17 protein-coding genes are annotated in these 19772 nt (G+C 70.5%); 7 read left to right on the top strand and 10 right to left on the bottom strand.

Annotated features, from left to right (window positions below; translation table 11 throughout):
• Positions 1–32: 32 nt before the first annotated feature.
• From ACLJQZ_RS14390 to ACLJQZ_RS14360, 7 genes are all read right to left on the bottom strand, one after another.
• Positions 33–1754: a S8 family serine peptidase gene (locus ACLJQZ_RS14390; protein ID WP_410620507.1), complete on the bottom strand. Its 1722-nt coding sequence runs from the start codon at positions 1752–1754 to the stop codon at positions 33–35.
• 165 nt (positions 1755–1919) lie between these two features.
• A complete protein-coding gene (locus ACLJQZ_RS14385) occupies positions 1920–2918 on the bottom strand; it encodes an ABC transporter ATP-binding protein (RefSeq protein ID WP_410620506.1) in 999 nt (332 codons plus the stop codon).
• A complete protein-coding gene (locus ACLJQZ_RS14380) occupies positions 2911–3906 on the bottom strand; it encodes an ABC transporter ATP-binding protein (RefSeq protein ID WP_410620505.1) in 996 nt (331 codons plus the stop codon). Before ACLJQZ_RS14380 ends, ACLJQZ_RS14385 begins: the two co-directional genes overlap by 8 nt.
• Before the next feature lie 6 nt (positions 3907–3912).
• Positions 3913–4866, bottom strand: a complete 954-nt coding sequence (locus ACLJQZ_RS14375; RefSeq protein WP_326944439.1) for an ABC transporter permease — start codon at positions 4864–4866, stop codon at positions 3913–3915.
• Complete coding sequence (locus ACLJQZ_RS14370; RefSeq protein ID WP_247057850.1) at positions 4859–5788, bottom strand: ABC transporter permease; 930 nt, start codon at positions 5786–5788, stop codon at positions 4859–4861. Before ACLJQZ_RS14370 ends, ACLJQZ_RS14375 begins: the two co-directional genes overlap by 8 nt.
• 64 nt (positions 5789–5852) lie before the next feature.
• On the bottom strand, positions 5853–7586 hold the full coding sequence (locus ACLJQZ_RS14365) for an AMP-binding protein (RefSeq protein WP_410620504.1): 1734 nt from the start codon (positions 7584–7586) through the stop codon (positions 5853–5855).
• The gene (locus ACLJQZ_RS14360; RefSeq protein ID WP_410620503.1) at positions 7583–8443 is read right to left on the bottom strand and encodes an esterase/lipase family protein; all 861 of its coding nucleotides are present in this window, start codon (positions 8441–8443) and stop codon (positions 7583–7585) included. Before ACLJQZ_RS14360 ends, ACLJQZ_RS14365 begins: the two co-directional genes overlap by 4 nt.
• A gap of 116 nt (positions 8444–8559) precedes the next feature.
• On the opposite strand from ACLJQZ_RS14360, the gene ACLJQZ_RS14355 reads away from it, so the two are divergent.
• The 3 genes from ACLJQZ_RS14355 to ACLJQZ_RS14345 all read left to right on the top strand — a co-directional run bounded on the left by ACLJQZ_RS14355 (position 8560) and on the right by ACLJQZ_RS14345 (position 10716).
• On the top strand, positions 8560–9672 hold the full coding sequence (locus ACLJQZ_RS14355) for a PucR family transcriptional regulator (protein WP_410620502.1): 1113 nt from the start codon (positions 8560–8562) through the stop codon (positions 9670–9672).
• A 100-nt stretch (positions 9673–9772) separates the two neighbouring features.
• The gene (locus tag ACLJQZ_RS14350) at positions 9773–10255 is read left to right on the top strand and encodes a hypothetical protein (RefSeq protein ID WP_410620501.1); all 483 of its coding nucleotides are present in this window, start codon (positions 9773–9775) and stop codon (positions 10253–10255) included.
• Positions 10256–10263: 8 nt separating this feature from the next.
• Positions 10264–10716, top strand: coding sequence for a hypothetical protein (locus ACLJQZ_RS14345; protein ID WP_410620500.1), 453 nt, complete (start codon positions 10264–10266; stop codon positions 10714–10716).
• 1 nt (position 10717) lies between these two features.
• Here the strand turns inward: ACLJQZ_RS14345 and ACLJQZ_RS14340 are convergent, their stop codons facing one another.
• Both ACLJQZ_RS14340 and ACLJQZ_RS14335 read right to left on the bottom strand, forming a co-directional pair.
• Positions 10718–12319: a DUF885 domain-containing protein gene (locus ACLJQZ_RS14340; protein WP_410620499.1), complete on the bottom strand. Its 1602-nt coding sequence runs from the start codon at positions 12317–12319 to the stop codon at positions 10718–10720.
• A gap of 65 nt (positions 12320–12384) precedes the next feature.
• Positions 12385–14979: a glycoside hydrolase family 3 protein gene (locus ACLJQZ_RS14335; protein WP_410620799.1), complete on the bottom strand. Its 2595-nt coding sequence runs from the start codon at positions 14977–14979 to the stop codon at positions 12385–12387.
• Between the two features lie 279 nt (positions 14980–15258).
• Between ACLJQZ_RS14335 and ACLJQZ_RS14330 the strand changes: the two genes are divergently transcribed.
• Complete coding sequence (locus tag ACLJQZ_RS14330; RefSeq protein ID WP_410620498.1) at positions 15259–15669, top strand: GNAT family N-acetyltransferase; 411 nt, start codon at positions 15259–15261, stop codon at positions 15667–15669.
• 186 nt (positions 15670–15855) lie between these two features.
• Here the strand turns inward: ACLJQZ_RS14330 and ACLJQZ_RS14325 are convergent, their stop codons facing one another.
• Positions 15856–16389 (bottom strand): Lrp/AsnC family transcriptional regulator, encoded by a 534-nt coding sequence (locus ACLJQZ_RS14325; RefSeq protein ID WP_410620497.1) that lies wholly within the window; start codon positions 16387–16389, stop codon positions 15856–15858.
• 77 nt (positions 16390–16466) lie between these two features.
• Between ACLJQZ_RS14325 and pdhA the strand changes: the two genes are divergently transcribed.
• Genes pdhA through ACLJQZ_RS14310 form a run of 3 tightly spaced genes read left to right on the top strand, consistent with a single transcriptional unit; the run spans position 16467 to position 19718 of the window.
• Positions 16467–17543, top strand: coding sequence for a pyruvate dehydrogenase (acetyl-transferring) E1 component subunit alpha (gene pdhA, locus ACLJQZ_RS14320; RefSeq protein WP_410620496.1), 1077 nt, complete (start codon positions 16467–16469; stop codon positions 17541–17543).
• Complete coding sequence (locus ACLJQZ_RS14315) at positions 17543–18538, top strand: alpha-ketoacid dehydrogenase subunit beta (protein ID WP_410620495.1); 996 nt, start codon at positions 17543–17545, stop codon at positions 18536–18538. Before pdhA ends, ACLJQZ_RS14315 begins: the two co-directional genes overlap by 1 nt.
• Positions 18531–19718, top strand: coding sequence for a dihydrolipoamide acetyltransferase family protein (locus tag ACLJQZ_RS14310; protein WP_410620494.1), 1188 nt, complete (start codon positions 18531–18533; stop codon positions 19716–19718). The genes ACLJQZ_RS14315 and ACLJQZ_RS14310 overlap by 8 nt, the downstream gene beginning before the upstream one ends.
• Positions 19719–19772 lie beyond the last annotated feature (54 nt).

The raw sequence follows: 19772 nt of genomic DNA, 5'->3' as shown, positions 1-19772 counted from the left end.
CCCGAGCGGGAAGCGGGCCGTTCGCGTGCGAGCTACTTCAGGTACTGCGACCCGTGGGTCACCGCCGCGTAGGCGTCGACGGCGCCGTGGCCGTAGAAGCCGTTGAACGACGGGTCACCGGTGCACGTCGCCGTGAACGTGGCGTCGCGGCCTTCGTCCAGGTAGTCCACCGTGCGCGGGACCGGGCAGGCGATCTTCGACGCCGTGCCCTCGAGGACGCGCTGGACCTTGTCCGGGTCCAGGCCGAAGCCGGAGCCGGACTTCTTGCCGTACTGCGAGACGATCAGCGCCGCGACACCCGCCGCGTGCGGCGTCGCCATCGACGTGCCCTGCAGCCACTGGTAGTAGCCGACGCGGCCGTCCGCGGCCGTGGCCTTCTGGACGCCCAGTGCGACACCGGCCGGCGTCACGTTGCCCGCCGCGTCGATGTTGCCTTCGGCCACGCCCACGTTCTTCGGGTACGTCGAGAGGATCTCGTTCTCGACCGTGCGGAACCACGGCGTGCCGAAACCGTCGCGGAAGTAGCCGCCCGGCGCGGAGACCGAGATCTGCTCGGTGCCGTAGTTCGAGTAGTCCGCCTTCGCCTGCGACGGCCCGAACGCGCCGACGCCGATCGTGTGGTTGCCCTCGACCGGCAGGTTGAGGCACGAGCTGTTGTCGACGTCGCGCGGGTGCGTGGTGTTCGCCGGGTAGTCCGGGCTGGTGGTGTCCGGCTGCGGCGCGCCGAGGTCGGTGTGCTGGTTGCCCAGCGCGACCACCATGGTGACGCCCTTGCGGTGCGCGTAGTTCAGCGCGCGCTGGGTCGCCTCGATGATCGTGCGCTGCTCGGCCTGCTCCGCGGCCGAGTCGGCCGGGTTCGCGGTGCAGTTGTACAGCCACGGGTCGGTGTAGAAGCTCATGTTGACCACGTCGATGCCGGCGTCACCGGCGTAGGTCAGCGCGTCGACGGTCGGCTGCAGGAAGAAGTAGCCCGAGTCCTGGCCGGCGCGGATGTTCACCAGCGTCACGTTCGGCGCGACACCCGAGACGCCGAAGCCGTTGGCCGCGGCGGCGATCGTGCCGGCGACGTGCGTGCCGTGGGCGCCGTCGTCGTGGTTCACCGGGTCGACGCAGCCGCGGAACTCGCACGGGCCGTCGACCTCGACGCCGTTGACGTCGAACGGGATGTCCTTGACGAAGTTGCGCGAGTCGGCCGCGTCGAAGTTCGGCGCGATGTCCGGGTGCGTGCCGTCGATGCCGGTGTCGATGATGCCGACCTTGACCTGCTTGCTGCCCGGCTGCTTGGTGCGGGAAAGGTCCGATCGGACGGACTTGAGGCCCCAGAGCTGGTCGTCCAGCGGGTCCAGTCCGACGGCCTTCTTCGCGGCGGCGTTCCCCTTCGCCGTGCCGCGGCCTTCCTTCTCGACGTTGTTCTTCTTGACGTTCTTGCCGTCCTTCGGCACCGCGCCGATGACCTGCGCCTTGGCCGCGCCGAACACGGACCGGTTCGCCGAGACGCGCTCGGTGAAGCCGGTCGCCGGGGCGCTGGCCTTGATCAGGCCGACCGCGCTGTTGGTCTCCAGCACCGTGCCACCCGCGTCGCGGATCGCCTTCTGCGCGCTCCCGACACTCTGGACGTCCTTGGCGAGCACGGTGAACTCGGTCGCCGGGCCGGCCAGCGCGGGCTGCGCGGACGCCACCGGGACCGCAGCCACGGTGAGCGCCCCGAACAGCGGGACGGCCAGCGCCGCGGCGAGAAGCCTGGGTCTCTTCACGTTTCTCCTCCTCGGAAAGCGGTTCCCTCCGGACCGTATAGATCGGACAATGTGGTTACAACGGCCAAACGTATGAGGGCTATTCGGATCAGGACGGCGCACCCAGCCGCAGGTCACAGCGGTACCGGCGGCTTGCGCCGTCCGACGTCTGAATAGTCCTCACAGTTATGGAACAACCGACTTCTGCTCCGCGAAGTGACATGCTGACAAGTGCCCGTCGGTCCGCGGCACGAGTTCGGGTACCTCCGTGGCGCAGATGTCCTGCGCCTTCCAGCACCGCGTGCGGAACCGGCAGCCGGACGGCGGATCCAGCGGGCTCGGCACGTCGCCGGTCAGCCGGATGACCTGCCGCTGCCCGCGCAGCGCCGGGTCCGCCACCGGCACCGCGGACAGCAGCGCCTGGGTGTACGGGTGGGACGGTCGCTCGTAGATCTCCTCGTCGGTGCCGATCTCGACGATCTTGCCGAGGTACATCACCGCGACCCGGTTGGACAGGTGCCGCACCACCGAAAGGTCGTGCGCGATGAAGACGTACGACAGCCCGAACTCGTCCTGCAGGTCGCCGAGCAGGTTCATCACCTGCGCCTGGATCGAGACGTCCAACGCGGACACCGGCTCGTCGCAGATGATCACCTTGGGCCGCAACGCCAGCGCCCGCGCGATGCCGATGCGCTGGCGCTGCCCGCCGGAGAACTGTTGCGGGTAGCGGTTGAGGTGCTCGGGGTTGAGGCCGACCACCTCCAGCAGCTCCTGCACCTTCTTCGCCCGCGAACCCTTCGGCGCGACGTCGGTGTGGATCTCGAACGGCTCGCCGACGATGTCGCCGACGGTCATCCGCGGGTTCAGCGACGTGTACGGGTCCTGCAGCACGATCTGGATCTCGCGCCGCAGCTTGCGCAGTTCGTTGCCGCGCATCGAAAAGATGTCGCGGCCCTCGAACTTCGCGGTGCCGCCCGTCGGTTCCTCCAGGCGCATCAGCACCTGGGCCAGGGTGGACTTGCCGCAGCCGGACTCGCCGACGACGCCGAGCGTCTCGCCGGGCAGCAGGTCGAACGAGACGCCGTCGACCGCCTTGACCTGGCCGACGGTCCGTTTGAACAGGACACCGGTGCGGACCGGAAAGTACTTCTTGAGATCGCTGACTGACAGGATCGGGTCAGGCACGGGAGTTCACCACCTCTTCGGCGAAGTGGCACGCGCTGGTCCGGCCGAAGCCGATCCCGCGGGGCGCCGGGACTTCCGAGGAACAGCGGTCCTCGGCCCGCTTGCAGCGCGGGTGGAACGGGCAGCCGGGCGGGACGTCGAGCAGGCTCGGCGGCAGGCCCTTGATGGTCTCCAGCGTCTGTCCCTTGAGGTCGAGCCGGGGCAGGGAGTCCATCAGCGCGGCGGTGTAGGGGTGGGCCGGCGCGCGGAACAGCTCGACGACGTCGGCCTGTTCGACGATCCGGCCCGCGTACATCACCGCGATCCGGTCCGCGACCTCGGCGACCACGCCCAGGTCGTGGGTGATGAGCACCAGCCCCATCTTGCGTTCGGCCTGGATCTCCCCCAGCAGGTCCATGATCTGGGCCTGCACGGTGACGTCGAGAGCGGTGGTCGGCTCGTCGGCGATGAGCAGGTCCGGGTCCAGGGCCAGCGACATCGCGATCATCGCGCGCTGGCGCATCCCGCCGGAGAACTGGTGCGGGTAGTCCTTGAGCCGCCGGTCGGCGGCCGGGATGCGGACGATGTCCAGCAGCTCGATCGCGCGCTTGCGGGCGTCCTTGCGGGACATCCCGAGCCGCACCCGCAGCTGCTCCTCGATCTGGAACCCCACGGTGAACACCGGGTTCAGCGCGGAGAGCGCGTCCTGGAAGATCATCGCGATCTCGCTGCCGCGCACCTCCCGGCGGCGGTCCTCGGACGCCGTCAGCAGGTCCTCGCCGCGCCAGCGCACGGCGCCGCCGGTGATCACGCCGGGCGGCGTGTCGAGGATGCCCATCACGGTCTGCGCGGTGACGCTCTTGCCGGAGCCGGACTCGCCGAGCACCGCCAGGGTCTCCCCGGCGTGCACCGAGTAGCCGACGCCGTTGAGCACGTTCGCCACGCCGTCCGAGGTGCGGAACTCGACGTGCAGATCCTCTACCTCTAGCAATAGTTCGTTGTCGGACAAGGGGATCTACCTCGACTTCGGATCGAGCGCGTCGCGGATGCCGTCACCCAGCATCACGAAGGCCAGCACGGTCAGGGTGACGAAGGCACCGGGGAACAGCAGCATGTGCGGGTCACTGCGGAAGTAGTCCCGCGAGTCGCTGATCATCACGCCCCACGAGATCACCGGCGCGCGCACGCCGATGCCCAGGTAGGCCAGGGTCGCCTCGGCGCCGATGAACGCGCCGAGCGCGATGGTCGCGTACACCAGCACCGGCGCGACGGTGTTCGGCAGCAGGTGCCGGAAGATGATCCGCGGCGTGCTCGCGCCGAGGCCGCGCGCGGCCTTGACGTAGTCGAGCTGCTTGGCCACCAGCGTCGCCGACCGCATGATGCGCATCGCGACCGGCCAGCTCAGCACGGCGATCGAGCACACCACCTGGACGATGATCGTGACCGCGCCCGGGCTCGTGCCGGGCGCGTTGAACGTCGTCAGGATGACGATCGCGCCGAGCACGAACGGCAGGCCGGCGAAGATGTCGCCGAAGCGCGACAGCAGGCTGTCGACGAACCGGCCGTAGTAACCGGCGACGATGCCGACGAGCGAGCCGAAGAGCACGGTCAGCAGCGTCGAGAACACCCCGACCAGCAGCGACGCGCGGGTCCCGTAGATCACTCTGGCGTAGACGTCGGCGCCCTGGTTGTCGTAGCCGAACCAGGCGGCCCCGGACGGGCCTTCGTTGGCGTGGGTCAGGTCGCTGAAGCCCGCGTCGCGCGAGCTGAACAGGCCGGGCGCGATCGCGATCAGCACGATGACCAGGATGATCACCGCCGAGACGACGACCGCCGGCTTGCGCCGCAGCTGGCGCCAGGCGTCGGCCGCCAGGCTGCGGGGTTTCTGCGGGCTGGTCGCGGAGTCGTCGATGCGGGACAGCTCGGCCGCGTCGGCCCCGCCGCCGCCCACCAGGTTCGGGTCAGTCATAGCGGATCCTCGGGTCGAGAACGGCGTAGAGCAGGTCGACGATCAGGCTCATCAGCAGGTACACCAGCACCAGCAGGACGACCACGCCGACGACGGTGGCGCTCTCCCGGTTCTGGATGCCGCGGAAGATGAGGCCGCCGAGGCCGTTGATGTTGAACACGCCTTCGGTGACGATCGCGCCGCCCATCAGGGCGCCGAGGTCGGTGCCGAGGAACGTCAGCACCGGGATCACCGAGTTGCGCAGCAGGTGGACGCCGACGACGCGGCTGGTGGGCTGGCCCTTCGCGATCGCCGTCCGGACGTAGTCGGCGCGGCGGTTCTCGGCGATGCTCGTTCTCGACAGCCGGGCGACGTAGGCCATGGACAGGCTGCCGAGCGCGATGCCGGGCACGATCAGCTCGCCGATGCTGGGGTTGTCGGACACGCTGGCCTCGATCAGGCCGAGGCCGTTGGTGCCCAGGGCCAGCTGCAGCACGATCGCCGTGACGAACACCGGCAGCGAGATCAGGAACGTGGTCGAGACCAGCACCAGGTTGTCGAGGAAACCCTTGCCGCGCAGGCCGGTCAGCACGCCGGCGGTGAGGCCGATGACGGCCTCGATGACCACCGCGACCACGGCCAGGCGCAGCGTGATCGGGTACGACGTCGCGATCAGCTCGCCGACCGAGGTGCCGTTGAAGGTCTCGCCCCAGTCGCCGGTGAACAGGCTCCCGAGGTACTTGAAGTACTGGACGAAGATGTTGTCGGCCAGGTGGAACTTCTCGGTCATCTGCGCGATGTAGGCCTGGGGGCAGGCGGTCTGCCCGCACTTGCCGGCGAACGGGTCGCCGGGCACGGCCCAGACCAGGACGTAGATCAGGAACGTGGTGCCGAAGAAGACCGGGATCAGCTGGAGCAGCCGTCGCAGGACATAGCGGATCATGACGGATTCCTAGTGCGCGCCGGCCGTCGTGAGTGTTTAGGGCGGTTAGAACCGCCCTAAACACTCACGACCCCCAGCGCCAGCGGAAGGCGTAGGCGTCCAGGGCCGAGGCGAGCGGCGCCGAGGGCGGCGCGGCGATGACCACCACGGGTTCGTCGCGGTCCAGCTCGACTGTCGCCTTGGCGTCGAGGCCCAGGGCGGCGATCTCGGCCTCGGCCACCCGGCGCAGGGTGTCCTGGCGGAGGGCCGGTTTGTACTGCTTGCCCACCGCCGTCAGCGGGATCTCCGGGACGACGTGGACGGCCTTCGGGACCGCCGCGCGCTCGGGGACCCGCGTGGCCGCCCACTCCAGCAACTCGGCGGAGGGTGCCGGGGCGTGCAGCGTTACGTACACCACCGGGACCTCGCCCGAGTGCCGGTCCGGGCGGCCCACCGCGGCCGCGGCCGACACCGCCGGGTGCGTCAGCAAGGCCTCTTCGATCGTCGCGGGGTCGATGTTGTGGCCGCCCCGGATGATCAGGTCCTTCGCGCGGCCGGCCAGCCGGATGAACCCCTCGGCGTCGACGCTGCCCAGGTCGCCCGTGTCGAGCCAGCCGTCGACGACCTTGCCCGCCGGGTCCGGCTCGCCGTCGCGCAGGTAGCCGGGGAAGACGTTCGGGCCGCGGATCACCAGCACGCCCGTCTCGCCGGGGAGCAGGTCGGTCCAGCCGTCGCCGTCGATCCGGACGGCCTTGACCTCCTGGTACGGCATCCGCTGCCCGACCGTGCCGGGTCGCGACACCCCCGGGAAGCCGCGGGCGGACGCGCAGGTGCCCTCGGTCAGGCCGTAGCCCTCGACCAGTTCGGTGCCGGTGCGCTCGCGCCACTGCCGGCGCACCGCGGCGGGCAGCGGCGCCGCGCCGACGATCGGGAACGTGAGACTGGAGATGTCCGCGTCGACCGGCAGGTGCGCGAGCACGGCGTAGACCGTCGGCACGGCGGACATCGCGCCGATCCGGTAGCGCTCGACGATCCGCCAGAACACCGGGTAGAGCGCCGGGTCGCGGTAGCCGAGCGGGCCCGCCCAGACGACGTGCTGGCCCTTGAACAGCGGCGCCAGCCCGGTCACGAGCAGCGCGTTGACGTGGAAGAGGGGGAGCGCGGCGAGCAGCACGAGGTCGTCGTCACCGGTGGACGCGGCGAGCGTCCAGGCCATGCCGACCTCGCCGGCCTGGGTGTGCACGGCGATCTTCGGGGTGCCGGTGGAGCCGCCTGTATGGAAGTAGCCCGCGAAGTCCGTGCCCCGAGGCGGCTCGGCGCGCAGCCGGACCGGATCGGCCGCGTCGGCGCGTGCCGCCAGTTCCGCGAGCGAGAGGACCGGGCGGCCGACGTCGAGGTCCGGGTCGGCCGCGATGACCAGGCGGGCGCCGGACGTCTCGAGCAGCTCCCGCACCTGGTGCGGCGCGAGGCCGGGATTGACCGGCGCGGCGGTGCCGACGGCCTGGGCCGCCAGCGTCGCCGCGAAGACGTCACCGCTGTTGGGCGCGAGCAGCGCGACCGCGTCCCGCCGGGTGACGCCCAGGTCGGTGAGCACGTTCGCGATCCGGTGGACGCGGGCGAGCAGCTCGCCGTACGTCCAGGTCTCCGGGTGCTCCCACGCCTCGCCCGAGGGCAGGAGCGTCAGCGCCGGACGGTCGGCGAACCGGCTCCCGGCCTGCCGGAGCAGCTCGTACGTGCTCTCCGGCAGGCCGCGGTCGGCCAGCGGGACGGCCTCGATCGCCGCGAGGTCCTCGGGGCCGTCGTAGCGGGGCCAGGTCATCCGGGCGAGCCCACGGCGCAGATCCGGATCGGCGCGGCGTGCGCCGGGTCGAGCGCGTTGCGCACCAGGTGCCAGACGTTGAGGTCGTAGGCCTCGCCGATGTGCCCGACCGGGTCGAACGGGCAGGAGTCCTGGACGTAGCGGTTGTGCACGCCGGGCTCGCGGATGAACGACGTCTCGGTCGGGGTGACCAGCTCGTCGTAGCGCGAGGTGATGATCGTGTAGTCGATGCCGGGCTGGGCGACCGGCCCGGTGTTGAGCGCGACGATCGCGGCGCCGCCGTCCAGCTCGTCGGCGAAGATCGGCAGGCCGATCGTCTTGACGACGTTGTCCCACGTGCTCTTGCCGAGCAGCGTGTAGGCCAGCGTCAGCAGCCCGGACGCGTTGGCGCCGTGGGTCGGCGGCGCGATCGCGACGACCTTGCCGATCTCGCTCTGGATGCCCTGCATCTTGGCCAGGTAGATCGACTGGAGGCCGCCTTCGGAGTGCCCGACGACGTCGACCTTGGCCGCGCCGGTGGCCGCGCGGACCTTCTCGACGTAGTTCTTGATCTCTGCCGACGACTCCGCGACCGGCTTGAGGCCGCCCACGAACGGGAACTGCGGGTAGGCGCCGTAGGTCAGCGAGAACGTGCAGTAGCCGCGGGCGGCCAGGTCGGCCTGCAGGAAGTTGAGGTCCTCGTAGTAGGTGGCGAAGGTGCCGTGGAGCAGCACGACCGGGTTCGGGTGCGCGGCGCTCGGGCGGCAGCCGAAGTCGTTGTTGCCGCCGCTCGCGGCCTGGGCCGGCGCCGCCGCGCCCAGTGCGAGCAGGCTCGCGATCCCGAGCCCGGCCAGCCATCGTTTTGTTCCCCGCGCCATTGCGAAGTCCCTTCAGTCTGGTTGCTCTGCACAGAATGCGGCACAAGATCAGGGCTGTCTCCTGGCAGAACGCGCAGAAAGTTGCCGTGGCCGTTTGTGCATGGTGACAATGTGGCATGGATTCCGTGGCCGAGCTGTTCCCTCGATCGGGTGAGATCGCCAGCGCGATGATCACTCGCTGCGCGGCCGAGATCCCCGAATACCGGCTGTTGCCCGCGAGTGTGCTGGCGGGTGACCTGGTCGCCAACGCGACCGCGGTGTTCGAGCTGTTCCTGACCACCGTCGCCGAAGGCCGGCGCCCGACCGACGACGAGCTGGCCCTGCCGATCGCCTGGGGCGCCGAGCGGGCCCGCGACGGCCTGCCGCTCGAAGCCGTCCTCAAGATCTACCCGCTCGCCGCGAGCGTCGCTTGGGAACGGCTGACCGGTGACCGGGCGCTGCTCGGCGCGCGGATGCTGGACTTCCTCGGCGAGGTGATGCCGCGCGTCGCCGAGGCGTACCTGCGCGAGCGCGAAGACCTCGACTGGGAACAGCGCGAGGACCGGCAGAACCTCGCGTCGAGCCTGCTCGCCGGCCGTCCGGTGCGCCACCGCGAGCTGCCGCCGGGGTACGACGTCGTCGTGTTCCACCTGCCCGCGCTACCCGCTTCGGCCGGTTCCCGGGCGGCGACGGACCTCTTCCGCGCCGTCCGGTCCGATGTGGACAGTGAGGTCCTGGTGACCTTCAAGGGCGACGGCGGGGTGCTGCTCGTGCCGGACGGCGTCGCGGTGGACGCCGTCGCCGCGCGGGTCGACCGGATCTGCGGCCGGCCCTGCACCGCCGCCGCGGCGCGGGCGGAGACCCACGCCGGCATTCCGGCCGCGCACGCCGAAGCCGTGGAAGTCCTGGCCCTGGCGGAAAACCTGCGCCGGCCGGCCCGGCTCTACCGGCTGGCCGACCTCGCCATCGAGTACCAGCTCGCCCGCCCGGGCCCGGCGCGCGACGCGCTCGCGCGGGTGCTCGACCCGCTCGAAGACCACCCGCACCTGATCGACGCCCTGCGCGCGTTCGTCGTCTCGGGGTACAACCGCGGCGAAGCGGCGAGCGCGTTGAGCATCCACCGCAACACGCTCACCTACCGGCTCGGCCGGATCCAGCTGATCACCGGCTACGACGCGACGCGGGCCGCCGACGCCCGCCACCTGGCCGCCGCGATGACGGCCTACGACATCACGCGGCAGAACGTCTGAATCCAACGGGATAACGCTTGGGCCGCGTTCTCCGGAAACTGTTGCAGAATTCCGCGGGCGGCCGATTCCTGAGTGGCGAACACGGAAGAAGTTGATTCCCATGAAACCCACCGGAATTCTCGTCGGCGCTCTGCTCCTGGTCGGTGCCGCGGCCTGCGGCGTGCCCGTGGCGGGTGTGCCGGTCCCGGTCGCGGTGACCCCGCAGGCGGCGACGACCAGCGTGATCGCTGTGCCCGCACCGCAAACCGTCTACGTCCAGCAGCCGCCGGTCTACGTCGCGCCGGTGGACCCGTCGGCGGCCCAGACGGTGACGTCCTACTACGACGCGCTCAACCGACGCGATTTCGCCACGGCGTGGTCGCTCGGCGGCAGCCGCATCGCCGGGGGCGGCGGATACACCAAGTACGTCAACGGTTTCTCGACGACGTCGTGGGACACGCTGACCGTCACCGACGTCCGCGGGAACACCGTGTACGTCGTGCTTTCCGCGATTCAGACCGACGGCAGCACCCGCGTCTTTTCCGGTTCCTACACCGTTTCCGGCGGCGTTCTCACCGGCAGCCACATGACCCGGACGAAATGAGCAGGACCATGCGTATTCTCCGCGCCGTGACGGCGCTTTCCGCGGTACTCGCCCTGGCCGCGTGCGGGCTTCCCGGGCGCACGCTCGCCGGCAGCCCGGCCCAGGCTCCGGCCGTGACGGCGACCGTCACGGCCCCCAGCACCCCGACCGTCACCGCGCCCGCGCCCGTGCCCGTGCCCCAGACGGTCGTCGTGCCGGCGCCGCAGACCTACTACGTCCAGCCGAAGAGCCCGGGCGTCGCGGTGACGAGCCAGTGGTACGCCCAGCCGAGCTGGTACAACGCCCAGCCGTGGATCTCCATCACCAGCTCGGGCAGCCAGACGCCGTGCCAGTGGCTGTACTCCCGCGGCTACACCTACGCCCAGGCCTACGCGGCGTGGGCGCAGAACGGCTACCCGGCGAGCTGGTCGGCCACCGGCGACGGCTACCCGTGCCAGAAGTCCTACGGCATGCAGCACTGAGTCAGCGGGCGACCCAGGCGCGGACGACGTCGTCCAGCACCTTCAGCGGCACCGGCCCGCCGCCGAGCACGACCCCGTGGAACTCCTTGATGTCGAAGGCGTCCCCGAGCGCCTCCTCGGCGAACCGGCGCAGCCGGACGATCTCCAGCCGGCCGGTCATGTAGGCCAGCGCCTGCCCGGGGCACTCGATGTACCGGTCGGTCTCGGACTGCACCTCGACCTCGCTGAGGACGGTGTGCGTGCGGAGGAACCCGACGCACTGCTCGCGCGTCCAGCGCAACGCGTGCAGCCCGGTGTCGACCACCAGCCGCGCGGCGCGGACGGAGTCCTCGGCGACCATGCCGAGGCGCATCACGTCGCCGGAGAACAGGCCCATCTCGTCGGCCAGCCGCTCGGTGTAGAGCCCCCAGCCCTCGCTGTAGGCGGTCACCGGCGCGATCCGGCGCAGCTGCGGCAGCCCGGTCAGCTCCTGGGCCAGCGAGACCTCGAAGTGGTGCCCCGGCACGGCCTCGTGGAACGCCACGGTCTCGGCGATGAACCGGTCCCGCGTGCGCACCTCGTGGGTGTTGGTGAAGTAGGCGCCGGGCCGCGAGCCGTCGGGCGCGCCCGGCAGGTAGTACGCGGGGGCGGCGACGGGCGCGTCGGCCTCCGGGACGGCGCGCACGACACACTCGGCCTTCGGCATCCGCGGGAACCAGCCCGGCGCGGCGGCGGTCGCGCGGGCGACGGCGGCGCGGGCGGTTTCGAGCATCTCCTCGGCGTCGCGCCAGCGGAGGCTCTCGTCGGTCCGCAGCCGGCGGCGCACCTCGGCCGGCTCGGTCAGCCCGAAGACGCGCTCGCCGAGCTCGGCGTACTCGGCTTCGAGCCCCGCCAGGACGTCCAGGCCGAGCTGGTGCAGCTGGGCGGGTGTGTGGCCGGTGGTCGTGTGCATCCGGGCCAGGGCCGCGTACGTCGCTTCGCCGTATTCGAGCCAGCGGAGCCCGGGCCGCTCGTCGGGCCGGCCGTGCCCGGCGATCTCGGTCGTGAGCACCTCGCGATAACGCGTCAGGGCAGGCCGCACGACGTCGGCGACCAGCTGCTCGTGCCCCGGGAACGGCGTCTCCTGCGCGAGGAAGCGGTCGAGGAACGCGACGGCGTTGCCGACCATCCGCTCGACCGGCGTCCGTCCGGCCTTCAGACCGTCGCGGTGCCGCTGGGCGAGGGCCTCGTAGAGCGCGGGCAGAGCGGCCAGCCGGGCCCGGAAGTCGGCCGTGCCCTGCTCGCCCGACGGCGTGAGCTGGGGCAGGAAGGAGAGGTGGCTGATGCCGACGGCGAACATCGGATCGGCCAGGGTGAACTCCACGACCCGCGCGTCGAGCTGGGTGAGAATGGCCTCGGCCTGCTGGACGACGACGCCGAGCGTGACGTGATCTTCGTCGGTCGAGACCCGCGCCCGCGCCAGGACGTCCGCGGCCCGTGCTTTTAACGTCTCGTGGGCGGCTTCGCTGGGATCGGTCAGCTCGGCGTCGTGGCCTTCGATGCCGACGAAGGTCGCTTCGAGCGGCATGTAGGTGCCGAGGACGTCGAGGAGTTCGTCGGCGAGCGCGGTCGCGTCGGTGGTCATCACTTCATCGTGGCCCAAAACGAACCGGGCCGGGAGCGGAATCCGCTCCCGGGCCCGGCCGGTCGTCAGGTCAAGCTCGAACAGGGTCTCGCGTCAGGATCCTTGGCCCCGTTGGGGACCCACCGCACGTTCGCGAACGACGCCTGGAACGCGGCGTCGGTGTAGACCAGGAATGGCGTGTTGATGTGCTCGAAGTCCAGCCCGTTGTTGAAGCAGGACAACGGGATCTTCACCGTGGTCTTCGCGCCGCCCGCCAGGTCGGTGAACAGCTTCGTCGCGTTCACCTCCGAGAAGCACGGGTAGACGCAGTGCATGCTGATCACCGCCCGGTTGACCGGTGCCTGCTGCACGACGGTGTCGAACTCCAGCGCCCCGTCCGCGTTCAGGTAACTGCGCAGGTCGTTCGTGCCCGCCGTGTTCTGCATGTAGAGCTGGGCCGCTCCCGTGCCCGTCCAGGTCGCCTTCAGGCCGTCACCCTGCACGTTGACGTCGGTCGGGACGACGTTGATCTCGCTGTGCGCCGCCGTGCCGTCCGGGCCGATCACCGTGCCGCCCCAGTTCTCCGCCGAGCCGATCTGGCTCGTGTACGGCGCGACGTCGGTCCGGTCGAAGATCGACAGGTCCTCGGTCGCCGTCCCGCCGCCACCGGTGGACCCGCAGGTCGCCGGGCCGGGCGTCTCGTCCAGCTGGCCGATGGTGACGCGCTGGCCGGTCTTGAGGCCGTAACCCAGCTTGAACAGCGGGTCGTAGTCCGGGGACCACGGATTGAGCGGCGACTGGCACGCGCTCTTCGGCCACGAGTAGGACAGCGTGCCCTGGTAGCCGGTGCCGTCCTTGCCCTTGACGAGCATGTCGGCGACGCCGCCGCCCTCGGTGCCGGGCAGCCAGGCCGCGACGAACGCGTCCGAGCGGTTGATCTCGTAGTTCATGTAGAGCGGACGGCCGCCGACGTAGACGGTGACGACCGGGGTGCCCTTGCCGCTGACCTTGTCCAGCACGGCCGCGTCCTCGGGATAGAGCTTCGAGGCCTCGAGGGTCTTGCGGGTCAGGTCGCCGACGCCCTCGGCGTACGGCGTCTCACCGATCACGGCGATGACGGCGTCGTAGCCCTTCGGGTCCACTGTGCCGGTGGCGTCGAAGGTGACGTTGGCGTCGCCGAGGTCCTGCTTGATGCCGGTGAGGATCGAGGTGGCGTTCGGGAAGTCGGCGTTGGTGTTGCCGGTGCCCTGCCAGCTCAGCGTCCAGCCGCCGGTCTGGTTCGAGATGTTGTCGGCGCTCTTGCCGACCACCAGGACCTTGGACTTCGGCTTGAGCGGCAGCACGTTGCCGTTGTTCTTCAGCAGCGTCTGCGACTCGCGGGCCGCGTCGCGGGCCAGCCAGTTGTCCTTCAGCGCCTCGTCCGAGTTGGCGTAGGAGCGGTCGGACGGCTTCTGCGACTCGAACAGGCCGTCGCGGATCTTGACGCGCAGGATGCGGGTCACGGCGTCGTCGATGCGCGCCATCGGGATCTGGCCGCTCTGCACCTGGGCGACGGTGTTGGTGATGAACGCCTTCCAGTCCGCGGGCACCATCACGACGTCGATGCCGGCGTTGATGGCCTGCGGGCAGGAGGAGTTCGTGCAGCCGGGGACCTGGCCGATGGCGTTCCAGTCGGACACGACCAGGCCGTCGAAGCCGATCTTGCCCTTCAGGATCTCGTTCATCGCCTTGCTGCTGCCGGTCAGCTTGCCCTCGTTGATGCCGAGGTCCGGGTTGGTCCAGCTGTTGAACGACACCATCACGGTCTGCGAGCCGGCGGCGAGCGCGCCGTAGTAGCCCTGGCCGTGGAGGTTGATCATGTCGGCCTCGGACGACGGGTTGACGCCCTGGTCCTGGCCCTTGATCGTGCCGCCGTCACCGATGAAGTGCTTGGCGGTGGCGATCACGCCGTTGTAGCCGATGCGGCTGGTGGCGCCGTCCTGGAGGCCGTTGATGTCCTCGTAACCGTAGGAGCGGGTGATCCGCGGGTCCTCGGAGTAGCCCTCGTAGGTGCGGCCCCAGCGGTCGTCCTGGACGACGGCCAGCGTCGGCGAGAACGCCCAGTCCTGGCCGGTCGAGCGGACCTGACGGGCGGTGGCGCCGGCGACGTCGCGGACGAGGCACGGGTCGTGCGCCGCGCCGAGGCCGATGTTGTGCGGGAAGACGGTGGCGCCGTAGACGTTGTTGTTGCCGTGCACGGCGTCGATGCCCCAGATGACGGGGATCTTCGTGCGGCTGGTCTTGGAGGCGTTCCAGTAGGAGTCGGCGAGGTTCAGCCAGTCCTGCTGGGTGGCGTGCTTGTTGGCGCCGGGCCACGCGCCGCCGCCGTTGAGGACGGTGCCGATGGCGTACTGGCGGACCTCGTCGGGGGTGATCGAGGTGATCTCGGGCTGCGTCATCTGCCCGACCTTCTCCTCGAGGGTCATCCCCGAGAGGATCTGGGCGATGCGGGCCTCGTCGCCGGCCTTCCCCTTGAGCTGGCTGTCGACCTTGGGCCAGTCCGCCAGGGTCGGCAGGGACTTCTCGATCTTGGCGCAGCCGTCCTTGTCGAGGGCGGGCTTGCCGATGACGGGCTGTGCCGGTGCGGCCTGGGCCTGCAGCGGTGCCGCCTGCGCGACCCCGCCGAGCAGGCTCAGGCTCATCAGCGTGACGAGCGAACTTCGACGCGCACGCGACCACGCGCGTGATCTTCCGGCCATGGTCTGGTCCATTCTGCGAGGGCGGCGGACCGGCCGATCCTCACCGGGCAAAGGGGACGGCGTCAATAGTTTCCGGCCGGTACGCTCTTCGTTAATTCTCGCCATAAAATAAGAGTCGTCCGGTGGGCGGCACCCCATTACCGCGCAGGTCGGGCCGGGTCAAGGGTGCGCGGGGGCAGCCGTTCTGCCCGTGGAGGCTCAGCTGTTTGCCAGGATGGCGGCATGGACATCCGCCGCATCACGACGTCCGCGCCGGCGCTGGCCGCCGCCCACCTCTTCGACGACCCGCCGGTTTTGGCGGCACTTGAGCGTTTTCTCGCCTCGGAGGGCCACCACCTGCTGATCGCGTACGTCGACGACGTCCCGGCGGGCATGGTGACCGGCGTCGAGATGACGCACCCGGACAAGGGGACGGAGATGTTCCTGTACGAGCTGGGCGTCTCCGAGTCGTTCCAAGGTCGCGGCCTCGGCTCGGCCTTGGTGACGGCGTTGGCCGCACTGGCCCGTTCGCGCGGGTGTTACGACATGTGGGTGGTGACGGAGGCGGACAACGCCGCGGCCCAGGCGACGTACCGCCGCGCCGGCGGAGCGGGGACGGGCCGCCAGGTGGTCCTGGAGTGGGACTTCACGTAACCGACCCTCCAGGTACGCGAGCCGACTGTCCGGGTACGCGAGCCGACCCTCCGGGTACGCGGAGCGCGCGCCGGATCGCATGTCTGGGGCCGGAACTCGCGTGATCGAGCGCGTGACTCGCGTGATTGGGCGCGTGTCTCGCGTGATTGGAGGGGCATCACGCGTGATTGGAGGGACGACACGGGGTCAGGCCAGGACTGAGCCGGGGAGTTCCTCGAAGATCAGCCACGTCCTCGTCGAGCGGACGCCGTCCAGGGCCTGGAGGCGCTCCAGGACCACGTCGCGCAACGTCGTGTTGTCCGGGGTCCGGACCAGCAGCAGGATGTCGAAGTCGCCGCCGACCAGGGCGACGTGGTCGACGTACGGGATCTCGTGCAGGTCCGTGGCCATCGTGCGCCAGGACGTCTGCTCCACCGTCACCATGATGTACGCCGAGGTGCCCAGGCCCGCGCGGCGCGGGTCGATGCGGGCGCCGAAGCCCGTGATGACGCCCTCCGCCATGAGGCGCTCCAGCCGCGCGTACGCGTTCGTGCGCGAGATGTGCAGGCGCTCCGCCAGTGCCCGGACCGCCAGGCGGCCGTCGGCCGACAGCTCCGCCAGCATCGCGCGGTCGATGTCGTCCAGAGGCGCGACCGTCCGTCCCGGGTGGGCGCCCTGCGCCGGATCCGGAAAAGACGTTTGGTCACCGTAGACACCCAGAAAAGACTGTTTGTCGCTCATTTCGCGCAACCCTTGAACACAACACCGCCGGGAACGACCATCTGAGCATCATATGTCTGCGAGAGGTGGTGTGCGTCATGGCGACGGAAACCCTGCTGCCGTCCGCGTCGCCGGTGCGGTTCGTCGCCGAGGACGGGACGCGCGTCGACCAGGAAGGCGGCTACCGCGAGCCGTCCCGGGAGCGGCTCAAGGAGGCCTACCGGCTGATGGTCCTGGGCCGCCGGTTCGACGTCCAGGCGACCGCGCTCACCAAGCAGGGCCGCCTCGCCGTCTACCCCTCCAGCGCCGGCCAGGAGGCCTGCCAGGTCGCCGCCGCGCTCACCCTGAGCAAGCAGGACTGGCTCTTCCCGACCTACCGCGACTCCGTCGCCCTCATCGCGCGCGGCCTGAAGCCCGGCGAAGTCCTGACGCTGCTTCGCGGCGACGCGCACTGCGGCTACAACCCCGCCGAGACGCGCGTCGCGCCCCAGTGCACTCCGCTCGCGACGCAGACCTTGCACGCCACCGGACTCGCGCACGCCATGCGGCGACGCGGTGAAGACGGCGTCGCGCTCGCGCTCATCGGTGACGGCGCCACCAGCGAAGGCGACTTCCACGAGGCGCTCAACTTCGCCGCCGTCTTCAAAGCGCCCGTGGTGTTCTTCGTGCAGAACAACCGGTACGCGATCTCCGTGCCGTTCGAGAAGCAGAGCGCCGCACCCGCGCTGGCGTACAAGGGGATCGGCTACGGCATGCGCTCGGAGCAGGTCGACGGCAACGACGCCGTCGCGGTGCTGAGCGTCCTCGACGACGCCGTCCGGCACGCCCGCGAAGGCCACGGCCCGGTCCTCGTCGAGGCCCACACCTACCGTATCGACGCCCACACCAACGCCGACGACGCCACCCGCTACCGCGACGCCGGCGAAGTCGCGAAGTGGCGCGAAGCAGACCCGGTGACCCGGCTCGAGACCTACCTCAAGGCCCAGAAGACCCTCAGCGACAACGAAATCGAGCAGTTCCGCAGCGACGCCGAGGACTTCGCCCAGACCGTCCGCGACACGCTCAACGCCGAACCCGAGCTGGACCCGCTGTCGCTGTTCGACCACGTCTACGCCGAGCCGACCCGCCACCTCAAGGCGCAGCGGGCTGCCCTCAAAGCCGAGCTGGAGGCCTGATGACGACCACGATGGCGCAGGCGCTCAACGCCGCCCTGCGGGACGCGCTCAAGGACGACGACAACGTGGTCGTGTTCGGTGAGGACGTCGGCGCGCTCGGCGGCGTCTTCCGGGTCACCGACGGCATCACCGCCGACTTCGGCGAGGACCGCTGCTTCGACACCCCGCTCGCCGAGGCCGGCATCGTCGGGTTCGCCGTCGGGATGGCCATGGGCGGCTTCCGGCCGGTCGTCGAGATGCAGTTCGACGCCTTCGCCTACCCCGCGTTCGAGCAGATCACCTCGCACGTCGCGAAGCTGCGCAACCGCACCCGCGGCGCGCTTTCGCTGCCGATGGTCATCCGGATCCCCTACGCCGGCGGGATCGGTGGCGTCGAGCACCACTGCGACTCCAGCGAGGCCTACTACACGCACACGCCGGGCCTGCGCGTCGTCACGCCGGGCACCGCGCAGGACGCCTACGACCTGCTCCGCGACGCCATCGACTCGCCGGACCCGGTCGTCTTCCTCGAGCCGAAGTGCCGCTACTGGTCGAGCGAGGACGTCTCCTTCACCCGCAGCGGCCCGGCCATGGACCAGGCGGTGGTCCGCCGGCCGGGCAAGGACGTCACGCTCATCGCGTACGGCCCGATGGTCGCCACCGCGATGGAGACCGCCGAAGCCGCGAAGGACGAGGGCTGGGACGTCGAGGTCGTCGACCTGCGGTCGCTGAGCCCGTTCGACGACGAGACCGTGACGGCTTCGGTGCGCCGCACCGGCCGTGCCGTCGTGGTGCACGAGGCCGCCGGCTTCGGCGGCTACGGCGCCGAGGTCGTCGCTCGCGTCACGGAGCAGTGCTTCCACCAGCTGCACGCGCCGGTGCTGCGCGTGACCGGCCTCGACATCCCGTTCCCGGCGCCGAAGCTGGAGCGTCACCAGCTGCCGGACGTCGACCGGATCCTCGACACGATCGCCCGGCTGCAGTGGGCCGACACGCCGGTGGTGGCCGGTGCCTGACTTCCTGCTGCCGGACCTCGGCGAGGGCCTGACCGAGGCGGCGATCCTGAACTGGCACGTCAAGATCGGGGACACGGTCAAGATCGACCAGATCGTCGTCGAGGTCGAGACGGCGAAGGCGGCCGTCGAGGTGCCCGTGCCGTTCGCCGGCGTGGTGTCGGCGCTGCACGGCGAACCCGGCCAGCTGCTGCCGGTCGGCGCGCCGCTGCTGAGCGTCGGCGGGTTCGCCGAGCCGGGCGTCACAGTGTCGACCACGTCATCGGGCAGCGGCAACGTCCTCATCGGCTACGGCACCGCGCCGACGACCCGGCGCAAGCGCGTCCGGCGTGTGGAAGCGCTCGTCGTGAAAGCCAAGGCGCCCGGCGTGATCTCGCCGTTCGTCCGGAAGATGGCCGCGGACAACGGGATCGACCTCGCGAAGGTCACCGCCACCGGGCCGGACGGGATCATCCGCCGCGCCGACGTCGAAGCACTCCTCGACAAGAAGCCGACCGACGGCGAGCGCCGGATTCCGCTCACCGGCGTCCGCAAGGTCGTCGCGGACAAGCTCACGGCGTCGCGGCGTGAGATCCCCGAGGCCACGGTCTGGGTGGACGTCGACGCGACCGAGCTGGTCGCCGCGCGCGTGGCCTTGAACGCCAAGACGGACCGTCCCGTCAGCCTGCTCGGCCTGATCGCGCGGTTCGCCGTGGCGGGCCTGAAGAAATACCCGGAGCTGAACTCGCGCGTCGAGGGCGACGAGATCGTGGTGCTGGACAAGATCCACCTCGGCTTCGCCGCGCAGACCGACCGCGGGCTCATGGTGCCGGTCGTGCGCGACGCCGGTGACCTGTCGACGCGGGACCTGTCGGCGGCGATCGGCGACCGCGCCCGCACCGCGCGCGACGGCAAGCTCGCGCCGGCCGACCTGACCGGCGGCACGTTCACCGTGAACAACTACGGCGTCTTCGGCGTCGACGGCTCGGCCGCGATCATCAACCACCCCGAAGCCGCGATCCTCGGCATCGGCCGGATCATCGACCGGCCGTGGGTGGTCGGCGGCGAGCTGGCCGTGCGGAAGGTCTGCGAGCTGACGCTGGCGTTCGACCACCGCGTCTGCGACGGCGGTACGGCGGGCGGGTTTCTGCGGTTCGTCGCGGACTGCGTCGAGTCGCCGGTCACGGCCCTGGGCGACCTGTAAGACTCACCGGCCGCATTGGCCGGATGTGACGGTGGTGGCACTTAAAGTGTTCGC

It is taken from the genome of Amycolatopsis sp. cmx-8-4, from assembly GCF_046548675.1.
Lineage (GTDB): Bacteria > Actinomycetota > Actinomycetes > Mycobacteriales > Pseudonocardiaceae > Amycolatopsis.
The sequence above is the reverse complement of the archived record's forward strand: the minus strand, read 5'-3'. Positions and strand labels throughout refer to the sequence as shown.

Coding starts and splice junctions, on each gene's coding strand:
- ACLJQZ_RS14355 (WP_410620502.1), top strand. CDS start 8,560: ATGGATTCCGTGGCCGAGCTGTTCCCTCGATCGGGTGAGATCGCCAGC.
- ACLJQZ_RS14350 (WP_410620501.1), top strand. CDS start 9,773: ATGAAACCCACCGGAATTCTCGTCGGCGCTCTGCTCCTGGTCGGTGCC.
- ACLJQZ_RS14365 (WP_410620504.1), bottom strand. CDS start 7,586: ATGACCTGGCCCCGCTACGACGGCCCCGAGGACCTCGCGGCGATCGAG.
- pdhA (WP_410620496.1), top strand. CDS start 16,467: ATGGCGACGGAAACCCTGCTGCCGTCCGCGTCGCCGGTGCGGTTCGTC.
- ACLJQZ_RS14335 (WP_410620799.1), bottom strand. CDS start 14,979: ATGAGCCTGAGCCTGCTCGGCGGGGTCGCGCAGGCGGCACCGCTGCAG.
- ACLJQZ_RS14315 (WP_410620495.1), top strand. CDS start 17,543: ATGACGACCACGATGGCGCAGGCGCTCAACGCCGCCCTGCGGGACGCG.
- ACLJQZ_RS14360 (WP_410620503.1), bottom strand. CDS start 8,443: ATGGCGCGGGGAACAAAACGATGGCTGGCCGGGCTCGGGATCGCGAGC.
- ACLJQZ_RS14375 (WP_326944439.1), bottom strand. CDS start 4,866: ATGACTGACCCGAACCTGGTGGGCGGCGGCGGGGCCGACGCGGCCGAG.
- ACLJQZ_RS14325 (WP_410620497.1), bottom strand. CDS start 16,389: ATGAGCGACAAACAGTCTTTTCTGGGTGTCTACGGTGACCAAACGTCT.
- ACLJQZ_RS14345 (WP_410620500.1), top strand. CDS start 10,264: ATGCGTATTCTCCGCGCCGTGACGGCGCTTTCCGCGGTACTCGCCCTG.
- ACLJQZ_RS14340 (WP_410620499.1), bottom strand. CDS start 12,319: ATGACCACCGACGCGACCGCGCTCGCCGACGAACTCCTCGACGTCCTC.
- ACLJQZ_RS14370 (WP_247057850.1), bottom strand. CDS start 5,788: ATGATCCGCTATGTCCTGCGACGGCTGCTCCAGCTGATCCCGGTCTTC.
- ACLJQZ_RS14330 (WP_410620498.1), top strand. CDS start 15,259: ATGGACATCCGCCGCATCACGACGTCCGCGCCGGCGCTGGCCGCCGCC.